Origin of the sequence: Geobacillus sp. Y412MC52 (genome assembly GCF_000174795.2) — a bacterium.
In the GTDB taxonomy this organism is placed as follows: domain Bacteria; phylum Bacillota; class Bacilli; order Bacillales; family Anoxybacillaceae; genus Geobacillus; species Geobacillus thermoleovorans.
Window position 1 is genome coordinate 193,598 of the sequence record NC_014915.1, and the last position, 22,560, is coordinate 216,157.

Consider the following 22,560-nt stretch of genomic DNA (forward strand, 5'->3'; position numbering starts at 1 on the left):
GAGGAACATGACGACGTTAGCGAACTTTTGGCTGCGCACGGCAATTTACACCGGGTCGAACACCCGAGCGCTCGTGCCGGATTTGTTTCGCGGGTTGGGCGCTAAACGGGTGCTATTGCTTTCCGACCGTGGGCTCGAGCAAGCTGGGGTTGTCGAAAAAGTAGCGAGCCTCTTTGACTTGACGATGCATGGAGTCGGACCAGAGCTTGTCGGCATCTTTTTGGATATCCGCCAGGATGCGGAAAGTGAATGTGTCAATGAAGCGGCGCGCTATGCGCGCGAGATCGGGGCGGATGCCCTGCTGGCGGTCGGCGGCGGCAGTGTGCTGGATACGGCCAAAGGGGTGAAATACGCCCTGTTTAAAGGGTTGCGTGACATTAAAGAGGCGATTCCAGGCGGGCTGCGGTACGAGTCGTTCCCGCAAGCGCAATTCATGCCGATCCCGCACATCGCCATCCCGACCACGGCCGGCACGGGGTCGGAAGTGTCGCCAATTGCGGTCATCTATAACGAAGAGCTGCGCTTGAAAACGAACATCATCAATCCGTTTATCAATGCTGATGTGGCCGTTTTGGATCCTGATTTAACGGTAGGGCTTCCCCCGAAGGTGACGGCGTTTACCGGCATGGACGCGCTCACCCATGCCATTGAAGCGCTCGCCTCGCCGATGGCGACCGCGCTCACCGATGCATGCGCCTTGCAGGCGATCCGTTTGATTCGTGACTACTTGCCGGTGGCGGTTCGTGACGGCGGGAACATCCGCGCCCGCTTGGAGATGCTGCAGGCGAGCTTGCTTGGCATCACCGCGTTCAGCTTTGCGTTAAATGCCATTCCGGTGCACAATTTCGCCCATGCGTACGGAGCGATGTTTCGCATTCCACATGGCTTGGCGAACGCCGTCTTTTTGCCAGTCGTGATGGAAGCGATTCCGGAGTTGTATTTGCCGAAAGCGAAGCTGTTGGCTCAAGCGCTTGGCATTCATGATCACGGTCAAGGCAATGAAGCGCTGTTGGTAAAGTCCATTGAGCGAATTCGTCAATTGCGCGATGACATCGGGCTGCCGGCTGATTTTGCCGACTATCCGATGACGGAAGAACAATTCGCGGCGACGATTCAAGCGGTGGCATCTGACCCGGCTGCGATCAGTTTCCCGATGCCGCCGGAATTGATTCGGGCCATCGGCGAGCGCGTCGTCAAGCTGACAGTGGAAAAAGGATGAAGCAGCGTACCGACAAGCAAGGACAAGATTTGTCCAGCCTTATTAAGCAAGAAAAAGGTGTCCCGCTGTGAGGGACACCCGTTTTTGTGCCGACTTAGCCTCGTGGCCGCCCGATGACAGTGTCTAACGACCAAAGCCGGCTGCCATTCAGCCATAAATAAATCGACATGGCAAGCAAGGCGAGATTGAATTCATAGCCCGTTTCCCGGCCGTTGCCGAGCAAACCGGCGTCGACTTTCGCCGTGGCGATGGCCCCGACCATGATGACGGCAAACGCCGCGGCGATCGGGCGTGTGCCAAGGCCAAGCATCATCGCCCAGCCTCCAGCAAGCTCTATGATCGTCACGATGTAGGCGAGCCAGCCGGGAAGGCCCATAGCAACAAACGAATCCGTTGCCGCCTCAAGCCCCCGCTGCCATTTCACCCACCCATGGGCGAAAAAGATGAATCCGGTGACAATCCGCAATAGAAAGGCGCCTAGTTCGTGAGAATGCATCGGTTTTTGTCCTCCTTGTCCCAACAGCATGGTAGTACAATGTATGCGGGCGGGTCCGCCCCCATGCCTTTCGTTAGCCATTCGACCGGCAATGGGCTACAATGGAGGGGAAGCGCGTCAAAAGTAGAGGAGGATATGGCCGTGAAAATTGAAGTATGGTCCGATTTTGTCTGCCCGTTTTGCTATATCGGCAAACGTCGCTTGGAACAGGCGCTTGAACAGTTTTCGCACCGAGAAGATGTTGAGGTTGTATTTCGCAGCTTTGAATTGGATCCGAATGCGAAAAAAGAGACGCCATTGACGATTCACGAAATCATTGCTAACAAATACGGCATTTCAATCGAGGAAGCGAAGCGGGCCAATGCCGATATCGGCAGGCAGGCGGAAGCGGTCGGATTGACATTCCGCTTTGAGACGATGAAGCCGACGAATACGTTTGACGCCCACCGTTTGGCTCATTATGCCAAGGAAAAAGGGAAGCTGAATGAAATGGTGGAACGGCTGTTTTATGCATATTTCACGGAGTCAAAGCGAATCAGCGACCGCGATGTGCTGCTTGCGCTCGCCGAAGCGGCCGGGCTTGACCGGGCGGAAGCCAAAGAGGTGTTGAACAGTGGTCGTTATACGGAAGAGGTGCGCCGCGATGAGGAAGAAGCAGCGGCGTTGGGCGTCCGCGGCGTGCCGTTTTTCGTGCTGAATGGGAAGTATGCGATTTCGGGGGCCCAGCCGGTTGACGTGTTCCGGCGGGCGCTAGAGAAAGTATGGGAGGAAGAACAACAAGCTTCCCCGTTGCGGTCGTTGGCGGGTGAAGGCGGAATGTGCGCAGACGGAAGCTGCTCGATTGACTAAATCGCCTCAACCAAAAAGGAAAAGCCGGCTAGGGGTTTCTTAGCCGGCTTTTTTTGTTATTTTCACGGAGAAGCTTCTCGTTTAGTTAGATGAAACAAAAATGGGGAAGATTAACCGCGTTTCACAAACAGCGGCAAGTCCGTATGCCCCATGCCGCGGACGTAGACGAACAGCTGGCCTTTATGGTGGATTTCATGGTCCATTGCCAATTGCAGGAACTGAGCTGTGGACATTTGCGTGCCAAAGATGGCAGTTAAATCAAGCGTCCGGTCGAAGTCGTCATCGCTCATCGATTCGATGAGCTGCCTCGTTTTTTCCGTATATGTTTCCGCCAGCTTGGCCAAATTCGTCTCCGGTTCCTCGATTTTTTGCCGGAACAGCGATGGATCGCCGTGTTTTGCCGTATTAGCGAAATTGTAGAAGCTGAACAGCATATGCGTCGCCAGCTGCTTCGCTGTCATCGAGGTCGGCGTCGGTTTGTAATCATAATGCGCTTCGTCGATTTTGTGGATCAGTTCCATCGTGACATGGCGGTGGGAAAGGAAATGTTGCACCCATTTTTTTGCGCGGGACATGGCTCTTCCTCCTTCTAGTTATGGAATTCTGTTTTCCATTTTACCATAAACATCTTCTCTATCGTCATTTGGCTCATTTCCCTTATGGCAATGGAAGAAATCCCCCTTATTCATTACAATGAAAGTAAATCATAAAAATCATGCACGCGAGGTAGTGGACAGGCGTCATGATGAAAAGGGGTGGGTAAAGATGGAACATCACTCTTCGTCCCATGTTCCGCGCATAAAAGTGCTCATCGCCGATGACAATCCCTTTGTCCGCGAAGGGCTGCGGATCATCTTAAGCACATATGACGAGTTTGACGTCGCCGCGACTGTAGGCGATGGGAAAGAGGCAGTGGAATATTGTCGACATCATGAAGTTGATGTCGCGTTATTGGATGTGCGCATGCCGAACATGAATGGAGTGGAAGCGACAAAGCTTCTATGCGAGCAGACGAAGACAAAGCCGCTCATCTTGACGACGTTTGATGATGATGAATACATTCTAGACGCCATTCAATACGGCGCAAAAGGATATTTTTTGAAAAATACCGATCCGGAACGAATCCGCGAAGCGATCAAAGCGGTGTATCACGGCCAAGTGGTGATGCAGGAGATTGTGATGGACAAAATTAAGTCCAACTTAAAAGAAGAAGCGGAAGCAGCGCCGAAAATCGATAAAAGCCTGTTTACGGAACGAGAGTTGGACATTATGGCGCTCATTGCGAAGGGGCTTTCGAATAAAGAGATTGCCAAACAGCTATTTCTCTCCGAGGGAACGGTGGCCAATTACATCACATCGATTTTGGACAAAACCGGACTGCAACATCGAACGCAAATTGCCGTTTATTATCTGACGGGAAAAGTCGGCTGAGGAGACGTTATGGAATCGCTGCTGATCATTTACAAGCTGATTGTATGGGGCTATGCGGCATTCGATTACATTTCATCGAAACAGAGAACGGGAGCGGGCTTTGTTCTAGTCTCTCTGATCTATTTTTGTCTTCAGCTGTTTGCCCTGATCGTTCGGCATATGAGTTGGAAAAGGGGAGCGGCGTTTGGTTCCGTTGTTCTTCTCGTTCTAGCCGCCGCCTTTGTGGAGCCGCTATGGGCGTTGTTGCTGCCTCTCAATGGGTATGAGCTGGCCTCCGTGTATATCCACCGAGTTTGGGGGATCGGGGCGGTGTTGTTGACGCCGATGATTTGGCTTGATCCATCGGCGGGGAAATTATACGGCTTTGTGGCATTGTTCAGTTTTGTCAGCGTGACGGCAGTCAAGCGGCACATCGAGCGGATGGAACAACAAGAAGATCGTTTGGATCAAATGCGCAACGATTTGCATCGGCTGACAAGAAGGATCAGCGAATATCATCAATACATCAAGCAGTCGGAATATACGTTGCAGTTGGAAGAACGGAACCGTCTGTCGCAGCGCATCCATGACCAAATCGGCCACTCGCTCGCTGGAGCGCTCATTCAGATGGAGGCGGCCAAACGGTTGATGGATGCGGACCGCGACAAGGCGAAACAATTGTTGGAAAACGCCATCCACATTTCCAAAGAAGGCATGGAACAAATTCGGATGACATTAAAACAGATTAAACCGCCGCTTGAGCAAATGGGAATCAATCGGGTGAAATTATTCATTGAGGAATTTTCCGCCCAACATCATCTCCCTGTTCCACTCGTATGCAAAGGGGATTTGGATGTGATTACACCAATCCAATGGAAAGTGATTTATGAGAACATTGCCGAAGCGTTGACGAATGCGAGCAAATACGCTGAGGCCACAGCCATTGCCGTTGAAATTCACGTGTTGAATCGAGTCATCAAGGTGGAAGTGAAAGATAACGGGAAAGGTGCGGCCAAGATCAAGAAAGGACTTGGGATCATCGGCATGGAGGAACGGGCGGCCTCTGTTCATGGCACGGTCATTGTCGATGGAACGAACGGTTTCTCTGTCACGACGTTGCTTCCGATTCATGAGTAAATCGTGAATTTTCTCATGTCAACGAGATGAATTCCTGCACTTACAGGAGTTCATCTTTTTTTCTATAATCAATAACACCAAGCATGGAAAGAAGGTGGAACGATGAACATTTTAGAGATCAAACAAGTGACCAAAAAATTTGGTGACTTCATCGCTGTCGATCATATGTCTCTTACGGTTGCCGAAGGAGAAATTTTTGGCTTCCTCGGAGCCAATGGCGCGGGAAAAAGCACAACCATCAATATGATTGCTGGGTTGCTGCGCCCGAATGCAGGAGAAATCAAGATTCTCGGCAAGGACATCGCCAAGCATCGCCAGTTTGCCACACGACATATCGGCGTTGTTCCCCAAGAGATCGCCATCTATGAAAATTTGACGGCGTATGAGAATGTTGAATTTTTTGCCGGGTTGTATGGACTGCGCGGCGCGGAGCTGCGCCAGCGGGTTGAAGAGGCGCTCGAGTTTGTCGGTTTAAGCGATAAGCGCAAAAGTTATCCGAAACATTTCTCAGGAGGGATGAAGCGGAGGCTCAATATCGCCTGCGCTCTTGCCCATCGGCCGAAGCTCATCATTATGGATGAACCAACTGTTGGCATCGATCCGCAGTCGCGAAATTATATTTTGGCTTCGGTGAAAAAGCTTAATGAGATGGGATGCACGATCATTTATACAAGCCACTATATGGAGGAAGTGGAGGAGATTTGCACACGGATCGCCATCATTGATCATGGAAAGATCATCGCAGAGGGGACAAAGGAGCAGCTGGAAGCGATGATCACCGATACAAAAGATATTTGGCTGGAAATCAGGGGGATGGATCGGCTCAACAAACAGCATCTTCAAGACATTCCCGGGGTCAAGGCGGTGCAATGTGAAGAAAATATGATCAAAATCAGTTCGGATATCAGTGTCAATAATTTAAACGAAATTGTGCAATGCCTGATCAATGACGGTGTCGAAATCCGTTCGCTTGAAGACAAATCACCGAACTTGGAAACGGTCTTTCTGGCGCTGACGGGGAGAAATTTGCGGGATTAGCGGTTTGGAGTGCCATCATGCGAAGGAGGTGCTTCTTTTGAATATTTTTCGCATTGCAGCCAAGGAAATCAAAAGCGATTTTCGTGATGTCCGGACGCTGTTTTTTATGCTGCTGTTTCCGATCGTACTGATGTTCATCTTAGGAACAGCCCTTTCCAACGCGTTTCACTGGACGATTTCTGTCGGTGATGTACACGTCTTGTACAACGATCAAAAAGCAGGGCCGTTGTCGCCGTATATTCAAACGATGATCCAAGCAGCGAAGAAAGCCCACATCGATTTTCAAAAGGCATCCGACCATATAAAAGGAACGAAAGCGGTGCAGGAAGGAAAAGCGGATGGATACATCGAGATCGGCCCGCGTGGAGTGGAGTTGTACACCAATGAACGCAACAAGATCAAAGGAAGCATTGTAGAGGGGGTGATGGCCGCGTTTGTCGGCCGATGCCAGCTGGCGATGGCCGTTTCAGAGGTGAAGCCTGGTTTTGTTCCATCCAATAAACGTGTGCATGATGAGTATATTCAAGAACGGTCGCTGCATGCCAAGCGCAAACCGGGAGCGATGGATTATTATGCGGTGGCGATGACGACGATGATCGCTTTGTACAGCGCATTGCCGGGCAGTTCGTTGCTGCGGGGGGAGCGAACGCGGAAGACGGCTGATCGCCTTTTGGCTGCTCCTGTTCGCAAAAGCGAGATTTTTATTGGAAAGCTGGCCGGGAACGTCGCGGCGAATTTTCTTTGTGTTGCGGTCGTCATGTTGTTCAGCCAATGGGTGCTTCATGCCGATTGGGGGCATCACGTAAGCCTCGTATGGTTGCTTATGTTGACCGAGGTGGTCTTAGCCATCAGCTTTGGTCTAGGGATGGGCTATATGGCAAGGACGGAAGGAGCGGCGCGAACGATTGCGATGGTCATCATTCAGCTGTCTTCCTTTTTCGGCGGCGCTTATTTTCCGATCGATGAAACAGCATGGTATGCCCATTTGTCTCCGCTTTCTTGGATGAATGAAACGATTTTCAAAATCGTGTATGCGAACGATTTGTCAAGCGTCGTTCCAACTATGCTGCTGAATATCGGTATAGCGGCGTTGTTTTTGGTGATCGCTGTCGTGTCGATGGCGAGACGGGAGGGATTATAAGGTGAATGACGTCATCTGGTTGGTGAGATATACGTTAAAGCGAACGTTTCGTCGGAAAATCAATTTTTTGCTCTATTTCGGCACCCCTTTGGCCGCGATTCTGTTGTCCTTGTTTGCTTACGGAAGCTCCCCGGCCAAGGATGTGCGCATCGGGGTGGTCAATGAGGATCATGGGCGGGTTGCCGATGATGCGATCCGTTTTCTGAAAAATATTGATCATCTATCCGTGAAAAGCGTAAAGTTGTCAGCGGTGGACGACCAAATCACCTCGCAAAAGGTGGATGGCGTGCTGATTTTTCGCCAAGGGTTTTCCGAAAGCGTTCAGCACGGCCAGCCCCGGCCGATCGAACTTGTCTCGCTCAAGGGAGCGGAAATCACGATGTTCATCAAGTCGTACTTGCATGAATACATCGATCATCTGGCGACATTGGGGCGATTGGCCAATGGGGATCGCGATCTCTTTTGGAAGATGTATGAACGGTATCAACAAGCGCCGTTCCGCCTGTCCGTTCACTCGCTGTCCGACACAGCCAAACAAAAAGGGGTCACGTATCAAACGATCGGTTATTTGGTCATGATTATGTTGATGTCAGCGGGAAATTTGACGGAGATCATCATCAAAGAAAAAGAAGAGCGCACCTATTCTCGTTTATTGACGACGCCGATTCAGGCGAGAACGTATGTGTTATCGAATATCGTGGTGAATTTGTTGATTATGACGGCACAAATCATCGTGACAATCGTGGCAATGAAGAACATCTTTCATATTGATCCTAATATTCCGATGTGGCAAATGGCCCTGGTGCTCCTGCTTTTCTCTTTATCCGCGATCGGCTTGTCTTTGATTACAGTGATGTTTGCGAACAGCTCTGCTTCCGCCGGGGCGCTGCAGCCATTGATTACTGTGCCGACATGTATGCTGGCTGGCTGTTTTTGGCCGGTCGAGCTGATGCCGAAATTTTTGCAAAAAGCGGCGTATTTTATGCCGCAGCGGTGGGCGCTCGATTTTTTGGTAAAGCTGCAGGAGGGGCGCTCTTTCGGAAGTTTGTATTGGCATCTGTTGATTCTTCTCGCCTTTGCGCTGACCTTTTTCCTTCTGGCTGTTTACAAGTTTAGCCGAAGCCAACAGAGTGGACAGTTTGTATAATGCCCAGCGGTCTATGTTTTCTTGTATGGCTGTGTGGGGGGCTTTCATCATATCGAACAATTCGATCAGCGGGAATGTCAGGTGCAGTCGTTCTTTTTGACTGCGCCTTATTTGTTGGCCCTGGGGAAGTATCCATGGCATTTTGGAGTGCCACGCTTATGCTAATAGTGTCATATTCCTAAACGACGAAGGATGTGAAAGGAGAAGAAAGATGGTCAAAATTTTTCTCGATCCAGGGCACGGTGGGAACGATGCCGGGGCGGTCGGCAACGGGTTGTTGGAAAAAGACATTACGTTGTTTATCGCTCTCGAAATCAACCGTCTGCTGCAAAATGAGTATGAAGGAGTTTCCGTGCAGTTGAGCCGGACAAAAGATGAAACGGTGCCGCTTGATGAACGGACGGACCGGGCCAATCAATGGGAGGCGGATTTATACGTCGCGATTCACGTGAATGCCGGTGGCGGCACTGGATATGAAGATTATATTTATGATCGGCTCGATGACGATTCGGCAACAGCCCGCATTCGTGATGCCATTCATGAAGAAGTCGTCAAAGCTACAGGATTTCGCGATCGCGGGAAAAAGAAAGCGAATTTTCATGTGCTGCGGGAGACCGCGATGCCAGCCGTGCTCACGGAGAACGGATTTATTGACCGGGAAGAGGATGCGAGAAAACTGAATGATACCCGTTTTTTGCGCATGGTCGCCCGCGGGCATGTGAATGGGTTGGAGCGGGCGCTTGGGCTGCGGAAAAAACAAAAACCAGCATTGACCCGCGTCATTGTTGATGGGACGCAAGTCGGCGCATTTGCCAAACGGGAAAACGTGCTTCGTCAAGTCGAGCAGCATTTAGGGAGAGCCAGACAGATTGTGCTTGAACAGGTGGAAGAATGATAGAAAAAGCTTGCTTCGTTTCGTTTCGACGGGGCAGGCTTTTTTTCGTCCGTTCGTCCTAGTGGAACTGCCGCCTCCTTCTTTGTCCGCGCGTCATATGAGTATAGCGACAAACGAAAAGAGGAGGAAGAGCATGTTTGGCTATTCCATCGTGCAGCTCGTCCGCCGCCATGCAGGGCGGCTTGACCGTCCGCTTCGTCATGCGCTCGTCAACATGTACCAGCCGATGATGCGCATGCCGTGCATTTTTCACCGCTGGATGGAGCGGTGGTTGCGAAAATGGAGGACCGTTTCTGTTTTGATTGAGGTTGAAGGCACAGAGGGCGTTGAGGCGCTGGCCAAGGCGGAGCGGGATCATTTCCGTATGAAACTGCATCACCATTTCCGCCATGTCCCGATTTATAGCGCACGGGTGACGCCGGCGGCGCTTGAGCAGCTGCTCGAGCATCCGAAAGTGAAAAAAGTGTACCTCAATCGGCAGGTCAAGGCACTGTTAAACAATGCAGTGCCATCGGCCAATGCGAAACATGTGGCTGTCAACGGGACGGAGTTAAGCGGAAAAGGAGTGACAATCGCCATTGTCGACACAGGCATTTACCCGCACCCGGACTTGGAGGGGAGGATTGCCGCCTTTGTCGATTTTGTCAATGGGCGCACGGCGCCGTATGATGACAACGGCCACGGTACGCATTGCGCCGGCGATGCGGCGGGAAATGGGCGAATGTCAGACGGGCTGTACGCCGGGCCGGCGTACGAGGCGAACGTCGTGGGCGTGAAAGTGCTCGACCGTTCAGGGAGCGGGACGTTGGAAACGATTATGCGCGGCATTGAATGGTGCATTGATTACAATGAACAAAACCCGGCGGGGCGGATCAACATTATTTCATTATCGCTCGGCGGAGAACCGCAGCCGTTTCCGACCGAAAATGACGACCCGCTCGTGCAGGCGGCGGAGCGGGCGTGGGAGCGCGGCATTGTCGTCTGTGCGGCGGCCGGGAATGAAGGGCCGAGTTACGGCACGATTGCCAGCCCCGGCATCAGCGATCGCATCATTACAGTGGGAGCCCTTGATGACCGCGATACGGCGGCGACACGCACGGATGATGAGGTGGCCCCGTTTTCGAGCCGGGGGCCGACCGAGTACGGAGTGACGAAGCCGGATCTCGTTGTCCCGGGGGTGAATATCGTTTCGCTCCGCGCTCCGCGTTCCATGCTCGATAAAATGAATAAACAAAGCCGGGTTGGCGACCATTACATGGCCATGTCCGGCACGTCGATGGCGACGCCGATTTGCGCCGGCATTGTCGCCTTGATGCTCGAGGCGAGACCGGGGGCAACGCCGGATGAAGTTAAGCAGGCGTTAAAAGACGGCGCCGATTTATGGAAAGGGCGCGATCCGAACGTCTACGGAGCCGGCTATGTCAACGCCAAACGCGCTGTGGAGCTTCTGCTGCAGCGCTAGAAAAAAGAGGGAGGCGATCATTGATCGCTTCCCTCTTCACGGTTATTGTAATCATATTTTGACGGATCGACCGGCTTGAAGCCTTTCGGGGTGTAGAACCGGAGCAAATCGCCGTAGACGACTTTATCCGATAGGTCAAGCTTCGTACGGACGATTTGTTCGAGCCGCTGAATTTCCGGCGTGCTTTCAAGAGGTTCGCCTGTTTTCGTGTCATAGTACTTGCCGTTGACCGCTGTCACCTTCGGCGTGACAAAGTCGCCGTTGCGGAACGGAACGATTTCTTGATGTTCAGGTGACAGCAAATCCGTTCCAAAATGGACGTAATTTTTTGTATCAATGCCCAGCAGGTGCAAGACCGTCGGCAACAAATCGATTTGGCCGCCAAACTCGTGAATGACGCCGCCTTTTATGCCCGGCACGTGGATGAACAGCGGCACCCGCTGCAATTGCGCATGTTCATACGGCGTAATTTCTTTTCCTAAAATTTGCGCCATGGCTTTGTTATGATTTTCCGAAATGCCGTAATGGTCGCCGTACAAAATGATGACCGAGCGGTCGTACAGGCCCGATTTTTTCAAGTAGTCAAAGAACTCCTTCACCGCCTCGTCCAAATAGCGGGCCGTTTGGAAATATCGGTCGACTGTCCCATCCCCGGTCGCCGCCGGCGGGATCGTCGCATCTTCCTCGCTGATCGGGTATGGGAAGTGATTCGACAGCGTAATAAATTTCACATAGAACGGTTCTTTCAATGTTTCTAATAGCGGGATCGACTCCCGGAAGAACGGTTTGTCTTTCAGGCCGTAGTTCAAGACGTCCTCGTCGTTCATATCGTAGTAGCTGGCGTCAAAGAAATGGTCAAAGCCGAACGACTTGTAAATTTCATCGCGGTTCCAGAACGTTTTGTAGTTGCCGTGGAAGACGGCGCTTGTATAGCCGTATTGGTGCAAAATGGCCGGAGCCGCCTGATACGTGTTTTGTCCTTTCGTTGTAAAGACAGCGCCTTGCGGCAAGCCAAACAGCGAGTTTTCGAGCATAAACTCCGCATCCGACGTTTTCCCTTGTCCTGTTTGATGGAAGAAGTTATCGAAATAGAACGTGTTCGGATCGCGGGTGAGCGAGTTTAAGAACGGGGTGACTTCTTCACCGTTCAACTTATAGTTAATCACAAAGTTTTGCAGCGACTCTAAATGAATGTAAATGACGTTTTTCCCTTTCGCCACGCCGAAATATTTCGGGTTCGGTTTGGCATACGTCGCCTGCACATAGTTCAGCACGGTCGTGATGTCGCTTTTGTTTGCGAACGCCCGCTGCGTCGATGATTTCATGCTTTGGAACGCATCGTAAATCAAATAGTTGTACACGCCTAAATATTTGACGATATAGTTGCGGTCGAACGTTCTTGTCAAGAGCTGCGGGCGGTCGGTCTCAGCGAGCGCCAAGTTGATGCTGAACATAAGAATGGCCGAAGCGAAAATGGCGCCTTTTTTGAATCGGCCGGCCTGCACTTCCGGGAGCGAGAATCGCTTCGAGAAAACGATCACCGCCAAAATGATCGTATCCAAGAAATAGAACACGTCATACCAGCGGAGCAACTCCCAAATGCTTCTGCCGAGATCGCCGAAGTTTTTCGTTTGCGTCAACGTCGGGAATGTAATAAAATCGCTGAAAAAACGATAATAAACGATATTGGCGTATAGAATGAACGATAAGATGAAATTAATAATAATGATCCATTTGTACACACGCGTTTCCTTGGCCAACAGCGCCAACCCAAGGAAGAATACCGCCGAGCTGATCGGGTTGATGAACAATAAAAACTCCTGCATGGAGTTGCTGATGCCAAGGTTAAATTCCGCTAAATAGGCGGCGTACGTCTTCAACCAAAATAAGAGCACGGCAAAAATAAAAAAGCCAATGTATTGGTTAGGGAGAGAACGACATTTTTTCAACCATTTTTCCCAAATTGCCTTCACGTCCTCTTCTCCTCCTTTGCCTCGTATTCTTAACGATGCTTCTATGTTTATATCAACAGCCGTTGCCCACAGCAACAAACATTTTATTCTTACATGATTTTACATCGGAACGTCTCCATGTCAAGTAGCATAATACGTCTGTTGCCAAAAGTCAATGGAATGTTTTTATGGGACTGGTGCAAGCCCCCTTCCGCGCTTCAATGCCTGTGTGGTCCCAGTCGGACTGTCATTCGCCATTCATATAGACGAGCGGAGACGGAAAAGGTTTCAATGCATCCACATTCTTGAAGCCGGCGGCCATGCCCTTTATCCATTTTATTATGCAGAAAGAATGTTATGATGAAAATGGTTTAGAGTACCCGAACAAGCTTGTTTTTGGTATATTTTTTCTATGCATCATCCACAACTATAAAGAGGCGATTATGTGAGCGAGGGGGAAGGGATGGGGCTTTGAATGCGAACCGTAAATTTTTCGATCCGCCGAAAGTATTAGTGTCCGGCTTTGCCTTGATTATTTTGGTTGGAGCTTTCTTGTTGATGCTGCCGACGGCGACCGTTGACGGAAAAGGACTTCCGTTTTTAGACGCTTTGTTTACGGCGACGTCTGCTACGTGCGTGACCGGACTTGTTGTGGTTGATACGGGGACGACGTTCACGTTGTTCGGCCAGCTGGTCATTTTAGCGCTGATCCAAGTGGGCGGGCTTGGATTTATGACATTTGCTACGTTGTTTGCCTTTTTGCTCGGCAAGCGGATTTCCTTGAAAGAGCGGTTGTTGCTGCAAGAGGCGCTCAATCAGCTGAGCATCGAAGGGATTGTTCGGCTCGTGAAACGCATTCTCGTTTTTACCGTCGTCATTGAGGGCATCGGCGGATTGCTGTTGGCGATTCGTTTCTCGTTCGATATGCCGTTTTGGAAAGCCGTGTACTTTGGGTTCTTTCATGCGATTTCCAACTTTAACAACGCCGGCTTTGACTTGATGGGCGAGTTTCGCAGTTTGACCGGCTATGTGGAAGATCCGGTCGTGAGCCTTGTCGTGCCGATTTTAATTATACTGGGCGGCATCGGATTTATTGTCATGAATGAAGTGTATGAGTACCGGCAAACACGGCGGCTGTCTCTTCATACGAAGGTGGTGGTCATCACGACCGCATGGCTGGTGTTTGCCAGCATGGCGCTGATATTGCTGCTGGAGTGGAACAATCCGAAGACGATGGGGCCGCTGTCGCTCTCAGGCAAGTTTTTGTCCGCGTTTTACCAAGCGGTCACTCCGAGAACGGCGGGCTCGAATACGCTTAACATCCCGGATTTGACGCAACCGACGCTGTTTTTGATCGTTTTTCTCATGTTTGTCGGCGCTTCCCCGGGTTCGACGGGCGGAGGAATCAAAACAACGACATTTACGACCTTGCTCGGCGCGGTTTGGTCGCAAATCCGCGGGAAGGAAGACGTCATTTTGTTCCGAAAACGAATCGTCTACGATACGGTATACAAGTCGCTGACCGTGACGATGAGCGGATTGTTTGTCGTCATGCTTGTGACGATGGTGTTGACGATTACCGAAAAGGGAAAAGACTTTTTCATGATTTTATTCGAAGCGACATCGGCGTTTGGGACTGTTGGACTATCGATGGGATTAACCCCTGAATTGTCTCCGCTTGGAAAAGCGATCATTATTTTCACGATGTTTGCCGGCCGCGTAGGCCCGTTGACGATCGCTTATGCGGTCACGCTGCGCCGTCAGCCCGATCCGTTCCGCTATCCGAAAGGGAAAATGATGATTGGATGAGTGAAAAACAGAAAAATGTCGGGAGCGTGAGCGAAGGGAAAATAATAAAGAAAAAATAAGCCCAAAAGCCCAGAAACTCGCTGTTTTCCTCCTTTTTCAAGGTTGGCGGAGGGACAAGCAAAGGGGTAAGATATGGAAGCAAGAATAACTTGATACGATGCGCTGAATCCGGCATGGAGCGGGGGACCCGATTTGGCAGCGTCTGCTGTCTTGGGGTGAATCCGATCAGGAAGGGCATCTCTCCAAGCCCGAACCCGACAGCTAACCTCGCAAGCGCTTTGGGGAGGGACGAGTATGGCCTTAGAACATTTGTAGCCGTTGAGTGCGTCCTCAGCGGTTTTTTCTTTTGAATCGATGAGTCAACTCTATATGCTGCTTTAGGGAGGAATGGAAGCATGGCTTCCTTAAAACGTTTGTTGATTGGGAAACCGATGGAAACGAAACAGTTGAAACATGAAAAATTGCCTAAGTGGAAGGCATTGGCCGTTTTTTCTTCCGATGCCCTGTCATCGGTGGCTTACGCGACGGAAGAAATTTTGCTTGTGCTTGCTTTATTAGGGACAAGCGTCTTTTTCTATTCGCTGCCGATCGCGGTGGCGATTTTAGTATTGCTCTTGTTAGTGACGTTGTCGTATCGGCAAATTATTTACGCGTTTCCGTCTGGAGGCGGGGCGTATGTTGTCGCCCGAGACCATTTGGGGACGAAAATCAGTTTGGTGGCTGGGGCGGCGCTTATGATCGATTATATCTTGACCGTCGCTGTCAGCATCAGCTCCGGCGTCGCCGCGTTGACATCGGCGTTTCCGGGGTTGCTGTCATGGAAAGTGGAGCTCTCTGTCGCTCTTGTCTTGCTTTTGATGGTGCTCAATTTGCGGGGCATTACCGAATCCGCGACGGTTTTCGCCTATCCGACGCATGTGTTCATTGGCTTCGTTCTTGTGATGATCGTGGTTGGAGGGTGGCAGTTGTGGCATGAAGGATGGCATGGGTTTACGATGCATGAGCATGCGTCAACCGCTCACATGTTTGCGTCCGGTTACAGCTTGTTTATTTTGCTGCGCGCCTTTTCGTCGGGATGTTCGGCGATGACCGGGGTCGAAGCCATCAGCAACGGCGTGCCGGCGTTCCGGCCGGACAGCTCGAAAAATGCCGCGATTACAATGGGGTGGATGTCCGTGCTGCTTGGCACGATGTTTTTAGGCATCACCGTGTTGGCGGCAGGGTTTGGTGTTACCCCGACTGAGCATCAGACGGTCATTTCGCAAATTGGGCGCCATGTGTTTGGGAATGGTCTTTTGTTTTACTTGTTTCAGCTGGCGACGATGCTCATTTTAGTGCTCGCAGCCAATACGAGTTTTGCCGGGTTTCCACAGCTGACATCGATTATGGCAAAGGACGGTTTTTTGCCGAGAAGCTTGGCGGCCCGAGGCGATCGCCTCGTGTTTTCCAATGGCATCATTTTATTGAGCGTGTTGGCGATCTTGTTGATCATTGTTTTTCATGCGGAGACTCATTCGCTCATCCCGCTTTACGCGGTCGGCGTATTTCTTTCCTTTACCATCGGTCAGAGCGGGTTGATTAAAAAATTATGGAAACGGGAAGAAGGACGGAAGATCGGCGTGCTGCTTACCGTTGGAACGGGAGCGGCTGTCACCGGGATGGTCACGCTCGTCACGATGGTCGCCAAATTTACGCAAGGAGCCTGGATCGTTATCGTGGCGATTCCGTTGTTTGTCTGGATGTTCAGCCGAATTCATGAACATTACAAAAAACTTGGCGAGCAGCTGCGGCTTGACGAACGGGAGTGGCAACAGCGCGAGAAAATGTTGAAACCAAAAGTCATTATTCCCATTTCCGGCGTCAGCAAAGTGGTCGCCCAATCCGTTCAGTACGCTCGCAGCATTTCCGACGACATTACGGCACTGTCGATTATTTTCGACGAAAAAGACGAACAAAAGCTGCGGCAAAAGTGGGAGAAGTTTTATCCGGACATTCCGTTGAAAGTCATCTATTCACCGTACCGAACCATTTTGTCGCCATTGTTAGAATACATCACGAAAGCGGAAAAAGAAGCAGACCGCGCGCCGGTGACGGTGCTCTTGCCTCAATTTATCGTGAAAAAATGGTGGCATACATTTTTGCATAACCAAACAGCCATCATCTTGCGCTTTTTCTTGATCATGAAAAAAGATGTTGTCATTGCGACATTGCCGTATCATTTGCGGGAATAATGTCGAGAAAAGGGGAAACATTTCCCCGGAAATCGATGCGTGTCGAATGGCAAGAAAGTCCCCTCTCCGTACGGAATTGCATATCGTACGGCAGGGGGGATTCATATGTGGTTATGGGTGTCCATGATTTTGCTCGCTTTCAGCGTGAGCATGGACAGCTTGAGCGTAGGCATTACGTATGGAATGGGTGGTGTCCGTTTCTCCTGCTTTTCGTTGGCGCTTATCGCATCCATGTCTGGGGCGGTGGTGTTTGCATCCATGAACATCGGCCGTCTGTTGGCGCTTTTTTTGCCGTTGCAAGTCGAGCGAGGGCTTGCTTCAGTCATTCTCATTGCGCTTGGCGGTTGGGCGATTTATAACGTCTATAAGCCAAAGGGAGATGGAAGCGATTCATCTATGGAATCTGATGGAGCAGGGGAGGCTAACCGATTCAGCGGCGCTGTTCAAGTATTGAAACGGCCTGAACTTGGGGATCTTGATCGTTCAGGCACGATCAGCCAAAAAGAAGCGGTGTTGATCGGGCTTGCCCTGTCGATGGATGCGTTTGGCGCCGGGATTAGTTCGTCGCTTTTGCATTTTCCTCCGCTTTCGTTTGCCCTGTTAGTTGGCGTGTTTAATCTCGTGTTCATCCGCGTTGGCTTATCGTTGGGGTACATGGTGTCGAAAACGGGAATCATGAAAAAGGCGACAATGCTGCCTGGGGTTGTGTTGATCGTCCTAGGGTTGATCAAATTATTTCGGTGACACCATTTTGGCGGCTTGTTCGTAATTCAAGTGTGATGAAAGGAGAGAGGTTCGATGTGGAAAAAGTTTTTATCGAAATTCGGCATTGGCGCTGCCAAAGTGGATCTCGTGCTGCATCGCCCTCATGTGCGCCTTGGTGAAACGTTGGAAGGGGAATTTTTGCTGGAAGGTGGTTCGGTCGCCCAACACATTCGGAACCTAGATGTCGTATTGCAATTGGAAGTGCACGCGGAAGGAAAGGCACATCGCCGAACCGCAGCGGTGATCCCGGTCGCTTCTTCGTTTACGATTCAGCCTGGTGAGCGGAAAGTGCTCCCGTTTTCGTACGCACTGCCGCTCCATTTGCCGATCAGCCGCCCAACGGTCCGTTATACGTTCGTCACCCGGCTGGATATTGCCGATGGGGCGGATGCATATGACCAAGACGCCATTCACATTTTGCCGCCGACGGCCTTGGAGCAAGTGTTTTCCGCTTTGGCCGCCCTGGGATTCCGGGAGAAAGCGACATCCGGAAGCATTACGCCGCATGGCCAGGAATTTTCGTTCTTCCCGACGAGCGAATTTCAAGGGATCGTCCAAGAAGTCGAGTTTTTTGCCCTTGTCGAGGGAGAAGGGGTGCGTTTGTATATGGAGATCGACGTCCGCCACGGCTTTGGCGGGGAACGCGAAATGAAACGGGAGCTGTTGATCACTCACGAACAGCTTCGCGATTCGGCGACGGCAGCCCGTCTGCTTCGAGAAGCCATCGAAGAGGCGGTGCGGGCGGCCGGGGCGTTCGGCCAGCTGAGCGGGCATCCGTTGGCAACACCACATTCGCCTATTTATAGCCATCCAGTTGGCCATTATCCACCCGTCCATCATTCGCATCATGGCGGACATGGGTGGGCTGGCGCCATTGGAGGATTTGCGGCCGGGATGTTGGCGGGAATGGTGGCGGAAGAGTTGCTTGACGATGTGATCGATGATGTCGCTGACGGGTTGGACGTGGATGATTGGTTTGATGGCGGCGATGGATTTGACGGCGGGGATCTGTTGTGACAGTGACTGAGGAAGGCGTTTCGCTTTTCGCGGGACGCCTTTTTTTGCTGGTGCGGGAAGCTTGGACAATAGTGACCATTTCCTTTTGGCGGGCATATACAGTAAATGGAAATCAACCAATGAAAAACAAGGGGAGAACGTGATCCATATGCATGGACAGATGCACGGCCATCGCCATTTGGCTTGGCATGAAACGTTGGAGCTGCATGAACTGATCGCTTTTCAAGCAAACGGGCTCATAAAAATGAAAAAGGCGGTCGGCAAAATCGACTGTCCTGAATTAAAAGGATTGTACCTTGAGACGATTCAAGGGCTGGAAACGAATTTGCGCGAGCTGCTTGCCTTCATTCCGGCGGCACCTATGATGGAAGAAAGCCGCGACCATGATGATGGCGACCGCGCCTTGCACGCTGGCGCCTTGCTTGGCTTTTCAAAAACGGCAGTGCGCAATTATGCTGTTGCCATTACCGAGGCGGCGACGCCGGTGCTGCGTAAAACGTTTGTCAAACATCTGCTCAAAGCCATTGACACGCACGAAAAAGCGTTCAACTATATGTATGAACGCGGCTATTACCCGGCATATGACCTTGCCCAGCTGCTGCATAACGATGTTCGCAATGCGCAAAAGGCGTTGTCAATGGGATATGAACGATGATGAAGGCGAGGGGCTGACCCAAAAGGCTGTCTGCCTTCAGGATAGACACAAAATATAGTGCGAAAGAAGCGGTCAGTGCGTATATATAGAGACGAAAGAGGGTGTCCCGATCCTTTTGGGACACCCCCTTCTTCCCTTTCAGCGGGGAGGAGCGGATGGACCGACGGCGAATACATAAAAGCGGAGAAACAGCTAAGCCTAATGGAGCTAGAAGAGAGGAAAGATCATAAACGAAGGAGGCGTCATCGGTGCGTTACTATATCGTTTTTGATATTGGCGGCACATATGTCAAACATGCCGTCATGAACAAGCATGGCGACTTTTTCGAAAAGGGGCGTTACCGTTCGGAGCGGCATGACTTTCATCAATTTCGCGATGACTTGCTTAACGTCGTCCGCCAGGCGCAGGCCAACTATCCACTTTCCGGCATTGCGATCAGTTCCGCAGGAAGCGTTGACAGCGATCTTGGCATCATCGGCGGAAGCAGCGCATTGCCGTGCATTCACGGCCCAAACTTTAAAGAAGTATTCGGCGGGGCGACGGGCCTGCCGGTGGAGATGGAAAATGACGCGAATTGCGCGGCGCTTGGCGAGTTATGGAAGGGGGCGGGACGGGGCTGCCGCGACATCGCCTTTGTCATTGTCGGCACCGGCATTGGCGGGGCGATCGTGAAAGACGGACGCATCCATAAAGGGGCGCATTTGCACGGCGGGGAATTTGGCTATATGTTGATGGATGTCCGCTATGAGAACGGAAGGATCGAATGCAAAACATGGAGCGAACTGGCGGCGACAAGCGCGTTGATCCGGATGGCGGCTGAGGAAAAGGGGATGCCGGAGAGGGAGCTGGACGGAGAAAAAGTATTTGCGTTGGCCGAGAGCGGCGATGAAGCCGCGCAAAAGGCCATTGACCGGTTTTATTTTTCATTGGCCCAAGGGATTTTTAACTTGCAGTACGCATACGACCCGAAAAAAATCATTTTGGGCGGGGCCATTAGCAGCCGCCCCGATTTCGTCGACGAAATCAACAAGCGGCTTTCGGTGTTATTGTCGCTCGTTCCCATTGCCAAAGTCCAGCCGGTGGTGGAGACGTGCCAATTCAAAAACGATGCGAACTTGCTCGGCGCTTTGTATCATTACTTAGAGCGGCGCGGGGAGTTAGGGGAAGCGTCCGGCCCGTCCCATTAGGCAGCAACAGGAAGTCGATGATTCTGTCTCGAAAACAAGGTCGCTGACTAGAAAAAGCGCGGGTAGTACAAGACAAAGATTTGTAGTACAATAGAGCAGGCGCGGCCAAAAGCGGAGTGTTATTCCACCCGCTTGGCCCATATGTATAGAAAGGACGACCCCGCGCAGAAAGGATGGAAGGACATGCACTGGATGGAATTATGGAAGGCGATCATTTTAGGGATGGTCGAAGGGCTGACCGAGTTTGCCCCTGTTTCCTCGACCGGCCATATGATTATTGTCGACGATCTTTGGCTGAAATCCACAGAGTTTTTAGGCAAGTACGCGGCGAATACATTTAAAGTCGTCATTCAGCTCGGCTCGATTTTAGCCGCTGTGGTCGTGTTTAAAGACCGATTTCTCGACTTGCTTGGCGTTCGCGGCCGCCATCCGGGCGGACATCCGCGCCTTAACCTCATTCACGTCATCATTGGCCTGCTGCCGGCTGGGGTGCTCGGCGTCTTGTTTGAAGATTACATCGATGAACATTTGTTTTCGACAAAAACGGTGCTGATCGGCCTTGTGCTCGGCGCGTTGCTCATGATCGCCGCCGACAAATTCGCCAAAAAAGCCGCGCGGACGCAGACGGTCGACCAAATTACGTACAAGCAGGCGTTTTTTGTTGGTTTAATGCAATGTTTATCCTTGTGGCCCGGCTTTTCCCGCTCCGGCTCGACGATTTCTGGCGGGGTGCTTGTCGGCATGAGCCATCGCGCCGCCGCCGATTTCACGTTCATTATGGCTGTTCCGATCATGGCTGGGGCGAGCGGGCTGTCGCTGTTGAAAAACTGGCAATACGTCACCGCCGCCGATATCCCGTTTTTCATCGCCGGTTTTTTTAGCGCCTTTGTCTTCGCCTTGCTCGCGATCCGCTTTTTCCTTGAGCTCATCAACCGCATCCGCCTCGTGCCGTTTGCGGTGTATCGGATCGTGCTGGCCGTTGTCATTTATTTCTTATACTTCTAGTCGTGCCGCCTGGCGGGGTTGTTCCGCCGGGCGGTTTTCGTTTGACGGGAAGTGAACACGGGAAGGCAGCAACAAACAAACATGAACGCATGTTACACTTCAGCCTTGAAAATGACTGCTTGTATATACATCCATTTTATAAGGGAGATCATTTAACTGAAAAATCCTGTTCTCCAGCAATGTTTTTTTAAATTAAAAAACCTTCTAAATCCGGTGTTCCGTCTTCGTAGAGAACCATCGATGGAAAAGGACAGGTTTTTTTAACCACTCTTTTAGAAGGCCGGTGAATTAATGAAAAAGGCAACTCATCCCAACTCTTTTTCAATTAGAGAAACTTTGTCAGATCTGTTCTCCTTGCTGATCAAATACCGCTGGTTTGAGCAAAAAACTTGTTTTTCACCAGCCTTTTAGAAGAAAAATTAGCGTTTTCCACAATTCAATCATCCAAACAATCCGAGTTCGATGGCTTTTCCCACCGCTCCCGCCCGCGACTTTACATCAAGTTTTCGCAAATATGGGAGATACGTGGTGCTCCACGGTTCGTTTACTGACTCACATTTCGCACCCTGAATAAAAATTTGAAATAAGCCCGATTTGACCGAATAAAAATTAATTATTTTACAATTTTTGTATAAAAAATTATATTTATGCGAATATTCTGGTCGTTTTTTGTATATTATGCAAAGGTTGCGAAATATGAGTACTGATGTTCAGTTGTTCGCCGATTTCGCTATTCGTTTTGTCTCTGGCAATGAGATCGAGAACGGCCAACTCCATTTCGGTTAGGGACGAACGATCATGGAAAACGAGATGGGTCGGAAATGATTTCACCCCTCGATGGCTTTCCCGAATGGCGTGAATAAGTGTTTCGACAGAGTCTTGTTTGGATACAAAAGGCATAGGCGCCTGCCTCGTAGGCGGCGTTCATGCACTCCAGACAATGAGATCGAGACAAAATCACGACTTTGCATGCAGGAAATAATGATGCGATTTTCCTTATCCAAAGGAGGCCGTTTTTCCCTTTGAAGCGAATGTCCATGACAATAATGTCAGGCTGATGTTGAGCTTATTTTCTGCTCCAAGTCGGTCGGAGAGGAAACGGCGCCCATCACTTCCAAGTCTAACTCACGTGCCATCCATGACAA

Annotated in this window: 21 protein-coding genes and 1 riboswitch; of the genes, 16 read left to right on the top strand and 5 right to left on the bottom strand. The window is 50.9% G+C overall.

Features of this window, described 5'->3' with window-relative positions:
- Positions 1-7: 7 nt before the first annotated feature.
- On the top strand, positions 8-1,219 hold the full coding sequence (locus GYMC52_RS01090) for an iron-containing alcohol dehydrogenase (protein ID WP_013522773.1): 1,212 nt from the start codon (positions 8-10) through the stop codon (positions 1,217-1,219).
- Between the two features lie 94 nt (positions 1,220-1,313).
- Here GYMC52_RS01090 and GYMC52_RS01095 read toward each other — a convergent pair whose 3' ends face one another.
- Positions 1,314-1,715, bottom strand: coding sequence for a DoxX family protein (locus tag GYMC52_RS01095; protein ID WP_013522774.1), 402 nt, complete (start codon positions 1,713-1,715; stop codon positions 1,314-1,316).
- A gap of 141 nt (positions 1,716-1,856) precedes the next feature.
- On the opposite strand from GYMC52_RS01095, the gene GYMC52_RS01100 reads away from it, so the two are divergent.
- Positions 1,857-2,564: a DsbA family oxidoreductase gene (locus tag GYMC52_RS01100; RefSeq protein ID WP_013522775.1), complete on the top strand. Its 708-nt coding sequence runs from the start codon at positions 1,857-1,859 to the stop codon at positions 2,562-2,564.
- A gap of 110 nt (positions 2,565-2,674) precedes the next feature.
- Here GYMC52_RS01100 and GYMC52_RS01105 read toward each other — a convergent pair whose 3' ends face one another.
- The gene (locus GYMC52_RS01105; protein WP_013522776.1) at positions 2,675-3,139 is read right to left on the bottom strand and encodes a DinB family protein; all 465 of its coding nucleotides are present in this window, start codon (positions 3,137-3,139) and stop codon (positions 2,675-2,677) included.
- 190 nt (positions 3,140-3,329) lie between these two features.
- On the opposite strand from GYMC52_RS01105, the gene GYMC52_RS01110 reads away from it, so the two are divergent.
- The 7 genes from GYMC52_RS01110 to GYMC52_RS01140 all read left to right on the top strand — a co-directional run bounded on the left by GYMC52_RS01110 (position 3,330) and on the right by GYMC52_RS01140 (position 10,794).
- A complete protein-coding gene (locus tag GYMC52_RS01110; protein WP_013522777.1) occupies positions 3,330-3,995 on the top strand; it encodes a response regulator in 666 nt (221 codons plus the stop codon).
- Between the two features lie 9 nt (positions 3,996-4,004).
- The gene (locus GYMC52_RS01115; protein ID WP_013522778.1) at positions 4,005-5,111 is read left to right on the top strand and encodes a sensor histidine kinase; all 1,107 of its coding nucleotides are present in this window, start codon (positions 4,005-4,007) and stop codon (positions 5,109-5,111) included.
- Between the two features lie 102 nt (positions 5,112-5,213).
- Positions 5,214-6,149 carry an ABC transporter ATP-binding protein gene (locus tag GYMC52_RS01120; RefSeq protein ID WP_013522779.1) on the top strand — a complete coding sequence of 312 codons (936 nt, stop codon included), beginning with the start codon at positions 5,214-5,216 and terminating at the stop codon, positions 6,147-6,149.
- Positions 6,150-6,186: 37 nt separating this feature from the next.
- Positions 6,187-7,290, top strand: coding sequence for an ABC transporter permease (locus tag GYMC52_RS01125; RefSeq protein WP_013522780.1), 1,104 nt, complete (start codon positions 6,187-6,189; stop codon positions 7,288-7,290).
- A 1-nt stretch (position 7,291) separates the two neighbouring features.
- Positions 7,292-8,437, top strand: coding sequence for an ABC transporter permease (locus GYMC52_RS01130; protein ID WP_013522781.1), 1,146 nt, complete (start codon positions 7,292-7,294; stop codon positions 8,435-8,437).
- Between the two features lie 211 nt (positions 8,438-8,648).
- Positions 8,649-9,332, top strand: coding sequence for an N-acetylmuramoyl-L-alanine amidase family protein (locus tag GYMC52_RS01135; protein ID WP_013522782.1), 684 nt, complete (start codon positions 8,649-8,651; stop codon positions 9,330-9,332).
- 133 nt (positions 9,333-9,465) lie between these two features.
- Complete coding sequence (locus tag GYMC52_RS01140) at positions 9,466-10,794, top strand: S8 family serine peptidase (protein WP_013522783.1); 1,329 nt, start codon at positions 9,466-9,468, stop codon at positions 10,792-10,794.
- A 17-nt stretch (positions 10,795-10,811) separates the two neighbouring features.
- On the opposite strand, the gene GYMC52_RS01145 is transcribed toward GYMC52_RS01140, so the two are convergent.
- On the bottom strand, positions 10,812-12,767 hold the full coding sequence (locus GYMC52_RS01145; protein WP_013522784.1) for an LTA synthase family protein: 1,956 nt from the start codon (positions 12,765-12,767) through the stop codon (positions 10,812-10,814).
- A gap of 450 nt (positions 12,768-13,217) precedes the next feature.
- Between GYMC52_RS01145 and GYMC52_RS01150 the strand changes: the two genes are divergently transcribed.
- The 7 genes from GYMC52_RS01150 (at position 13,218) to GYMC52_RS01180 (ending at position 21,415) form a co-directional block, all read left to right on the top strand.
- Positions 13,218-14,555, top strand: a complete 1,338-nt coding sequence (locus GYMC52_RS01150) for a TrkH family potassium uptake protein (protein WP_013522785.1) — start codon at positions 13,218-13,220, stop codon at positions 14,553-14,555.
- A gap of 150 nt (positions 14,556-14,705) precedes the next feature.
- Positions 14,706-14,846, top strand: a riboswitch (cyclic di-AMP (ydaO/yuaA leader).
- 104 nt (positions 14,847-14,950) lie between these two features.
- Positions 14,951-16,786: an APC family permease gene (locus tag GYMC52_RS01155; protein WP_013522786.1), complete on the top strand. Its 1,836-nt coding sequence runs from the start codon at positions 14,951-14,953 to the stop codon at positions 16,784-16,786.
- A gap of 105 nt (positions 16,787-16,891) precedes the next feature.
- Positions 16,892-17,530, top strand: a complete 639-nt coding sequence (ytaF, locus tag GYMC52_RS01160; RefSeq protein ID WP_013522787.1) for a sporulation membrane protein YtaF — start codon at positions 16,892-16,894, stop codon at positions 17,528-17,530.
- Between the two features lie 54 nt (positions 17,531-17,584).
- Entirely contained in the window at positions 17,585-18,568 is a 984-nt protein-coding gene (locus tag GYMC52_RS01165; protein WP_013522788.1) for a sporulation protein, read from the top strand.
- A 148-nt stretch (positions 18,569-18,716) separates the two neighbouring features.
- Positions 18,717-19,223, top strand: a complete 507-nt coding sequence (locus GYMC52_RS01170; RefSeq protein ID WP_013522789.1) for a spore coat protein — start codon at positions 18,717-18,719, stop codon at positions 19,221-19,223.
- A gap of 248 nt (positions 19,224-19,471) precedes the next feature.
- Positions 19,472-20,410: an ROK family protein gene (locus GYMC52_RS01175; RefSeq protein WP_013522790.1), complete on the top strand. Its 939-nt coding sequence runs from the start codon at positions 19,472-19,474 to the stop codon at positions 20,408-20,410.
- Between the two features lie 183 nt (positions 20,411-20,593).
- Positions 20,594-21,415: an undecaprenyl-diphosphate phosphatase gene (locus GYMC52_RS01180; protein ID WP_013144033.1), complete on the top strand. Its 822-nt coding sequence runs from the start codon at positions 20,594-20,596 to the stop codon at positions 21,413-21,415.
- A gap of 645 nt (positions 21,416-22,060) precedes the next feature.
- On the opposite strand, the gene GYMC52_RS20305 is transcribed toward GYMC52_RS01180, so the two are convergent.
- Both GYMC52_RS20305 and GYMC52_RS19885 read right to left on the bottom strand, forming a co-directional pair.
- The gene (locus tag GYMC52_RS20305) at positions 22,061-22,315 is read right to left on the bottom strand and encodes a LuxR C-terminal-related transcriptional regulator (RefSeq protein WP_349674963.1); all 255 of its coding nucleotides are present in this window, start codon (positions 22,313-22,315) and stop codon (positions 22,061-22,063) included.
- A complete protein-coding gene (locus tag GYMC52_RS19885; protein WP_083777769.1) occupies positions 22,212-22,454 on the bottom strand; it encodes a response regulator in 243 nt (80 codons plus the stop codon). Before GYMC52_RS19885 ends, GYMC52_RS20305 begins: the two co-directional genes overlap by 104 nt.
- Between the last annotated feature and the right edge of the window lie 106 nt (positions 22,455-22,560).

Excerpts from the sequence above, each read along its gene's own strand:
- GYMC52_RS01115 (WP_013522778.1), top strand. The coding sequence starts at position 4,005 with ATGGAATCGCTGCTGATCATTTACAAGCTGATTGTATGGGGCTATGCG.
- GYMC52_RS01165 (WP_013522788.1), top strand. The coding sequence starts at position 17,585 with ATGTGGAAAAAGTTTTTATCGAAATTCGGCATTGGCGCTGCCAAAGTG.
- GYMC52_RS01120 (WP_013522779.1), top strand. The coding sequence starts at position 5,214 with ATGAACATTTTAGAGATCAAACAAGTGACCAAAAAATTTGGTGACTTC.
- GYMC52_RS01170 (WP_013522789.1), top strand. The coding sequence starts at position 18,717 with ATGCATGGACAGATGCACGGCCATCGCCATTTGGCTTGGCATGAAACG.
- GYMC52_RS01155 (WP_013522786.1), top strand. The coding sequence starts at position 14,951 with ATGGCTTCCTTAAAACGTTTGTTGATTGGGAAACCGATGGAAACGAAA.
- GYMC52_RS01105 (WP_013522776.1), bottom strand. The coding sequence starts at position 3,139 with ATGTCCCGCGCAAAAAAATGGGTGCAACATTTCCTTTCCCACCGCCAT.
- GYMC52_RS01095 (WP_013522774.1), bottom strand. The coding sequence starts at position 1,715 with ATGCATTCTCACGAACTAGGCGCCTTTCTATTGCGGATTGTCACCGGA.
- GYMC52_RS01140 (WP_013522783.1), top strand. The coding sequence starts at position 9,466 with ATGTTTGGCTATTCCATCGTGCAGCTCGTCCGCCGCCATGCAGGGCGG.
- GYMC52_RS19885 (WP_083777769.1), bottom strand. The coding sequence starts at position 22,454 with ATGGACATTCGCTTCAAAGGGAAAAACGGCCTCCTTTGGATAAGGAAA.
- GYMC52_RS01180 (WP_013144033.1), top strand. The coding sequence starts at position 20,594 with ATGCACTGGATGGAATTATGGAAGGCGATCATTTTAGGGATGGTCGAA.
- ytaF (WP_013522787.1), top strand. The coding sequence starts at position 16,892 with ATGTGGTTATGGGTGTCCATGATTTTGCTCGCTTTCAGCGTGAGCATG.
- GYMC52_RS01110 (WP_013522777.1), top strand. The coding sequence starts at position 3,330 with ATGGAACATCACTCTTCGTCCCATGTTCCGCGCATAAAAGTGCTCATC.
- GYMC52_RS01135 (WP_013522782.1), top strand. The coding sequence starts at position 8,649 with ATGGTCAAAATTTTTCTCGATCCAGGGCACGGTGGGAACGATGCCGGG.
- GYMC52_RS20305 (WP_349674963.1), bottom strand. The coding sequence starts at position 22,315 with ATGCCTTTTGTATCCAAACAAGACTCTGTCGAAACACTTATTCACGCC.
- GYMC52_RS01090 (WP_013522773.1), top strand. The coding sequence starts at position 8 with ATGACGACGTTAGCGAACTTTTGGCTGCGCACGGCAATTTACACCGGG.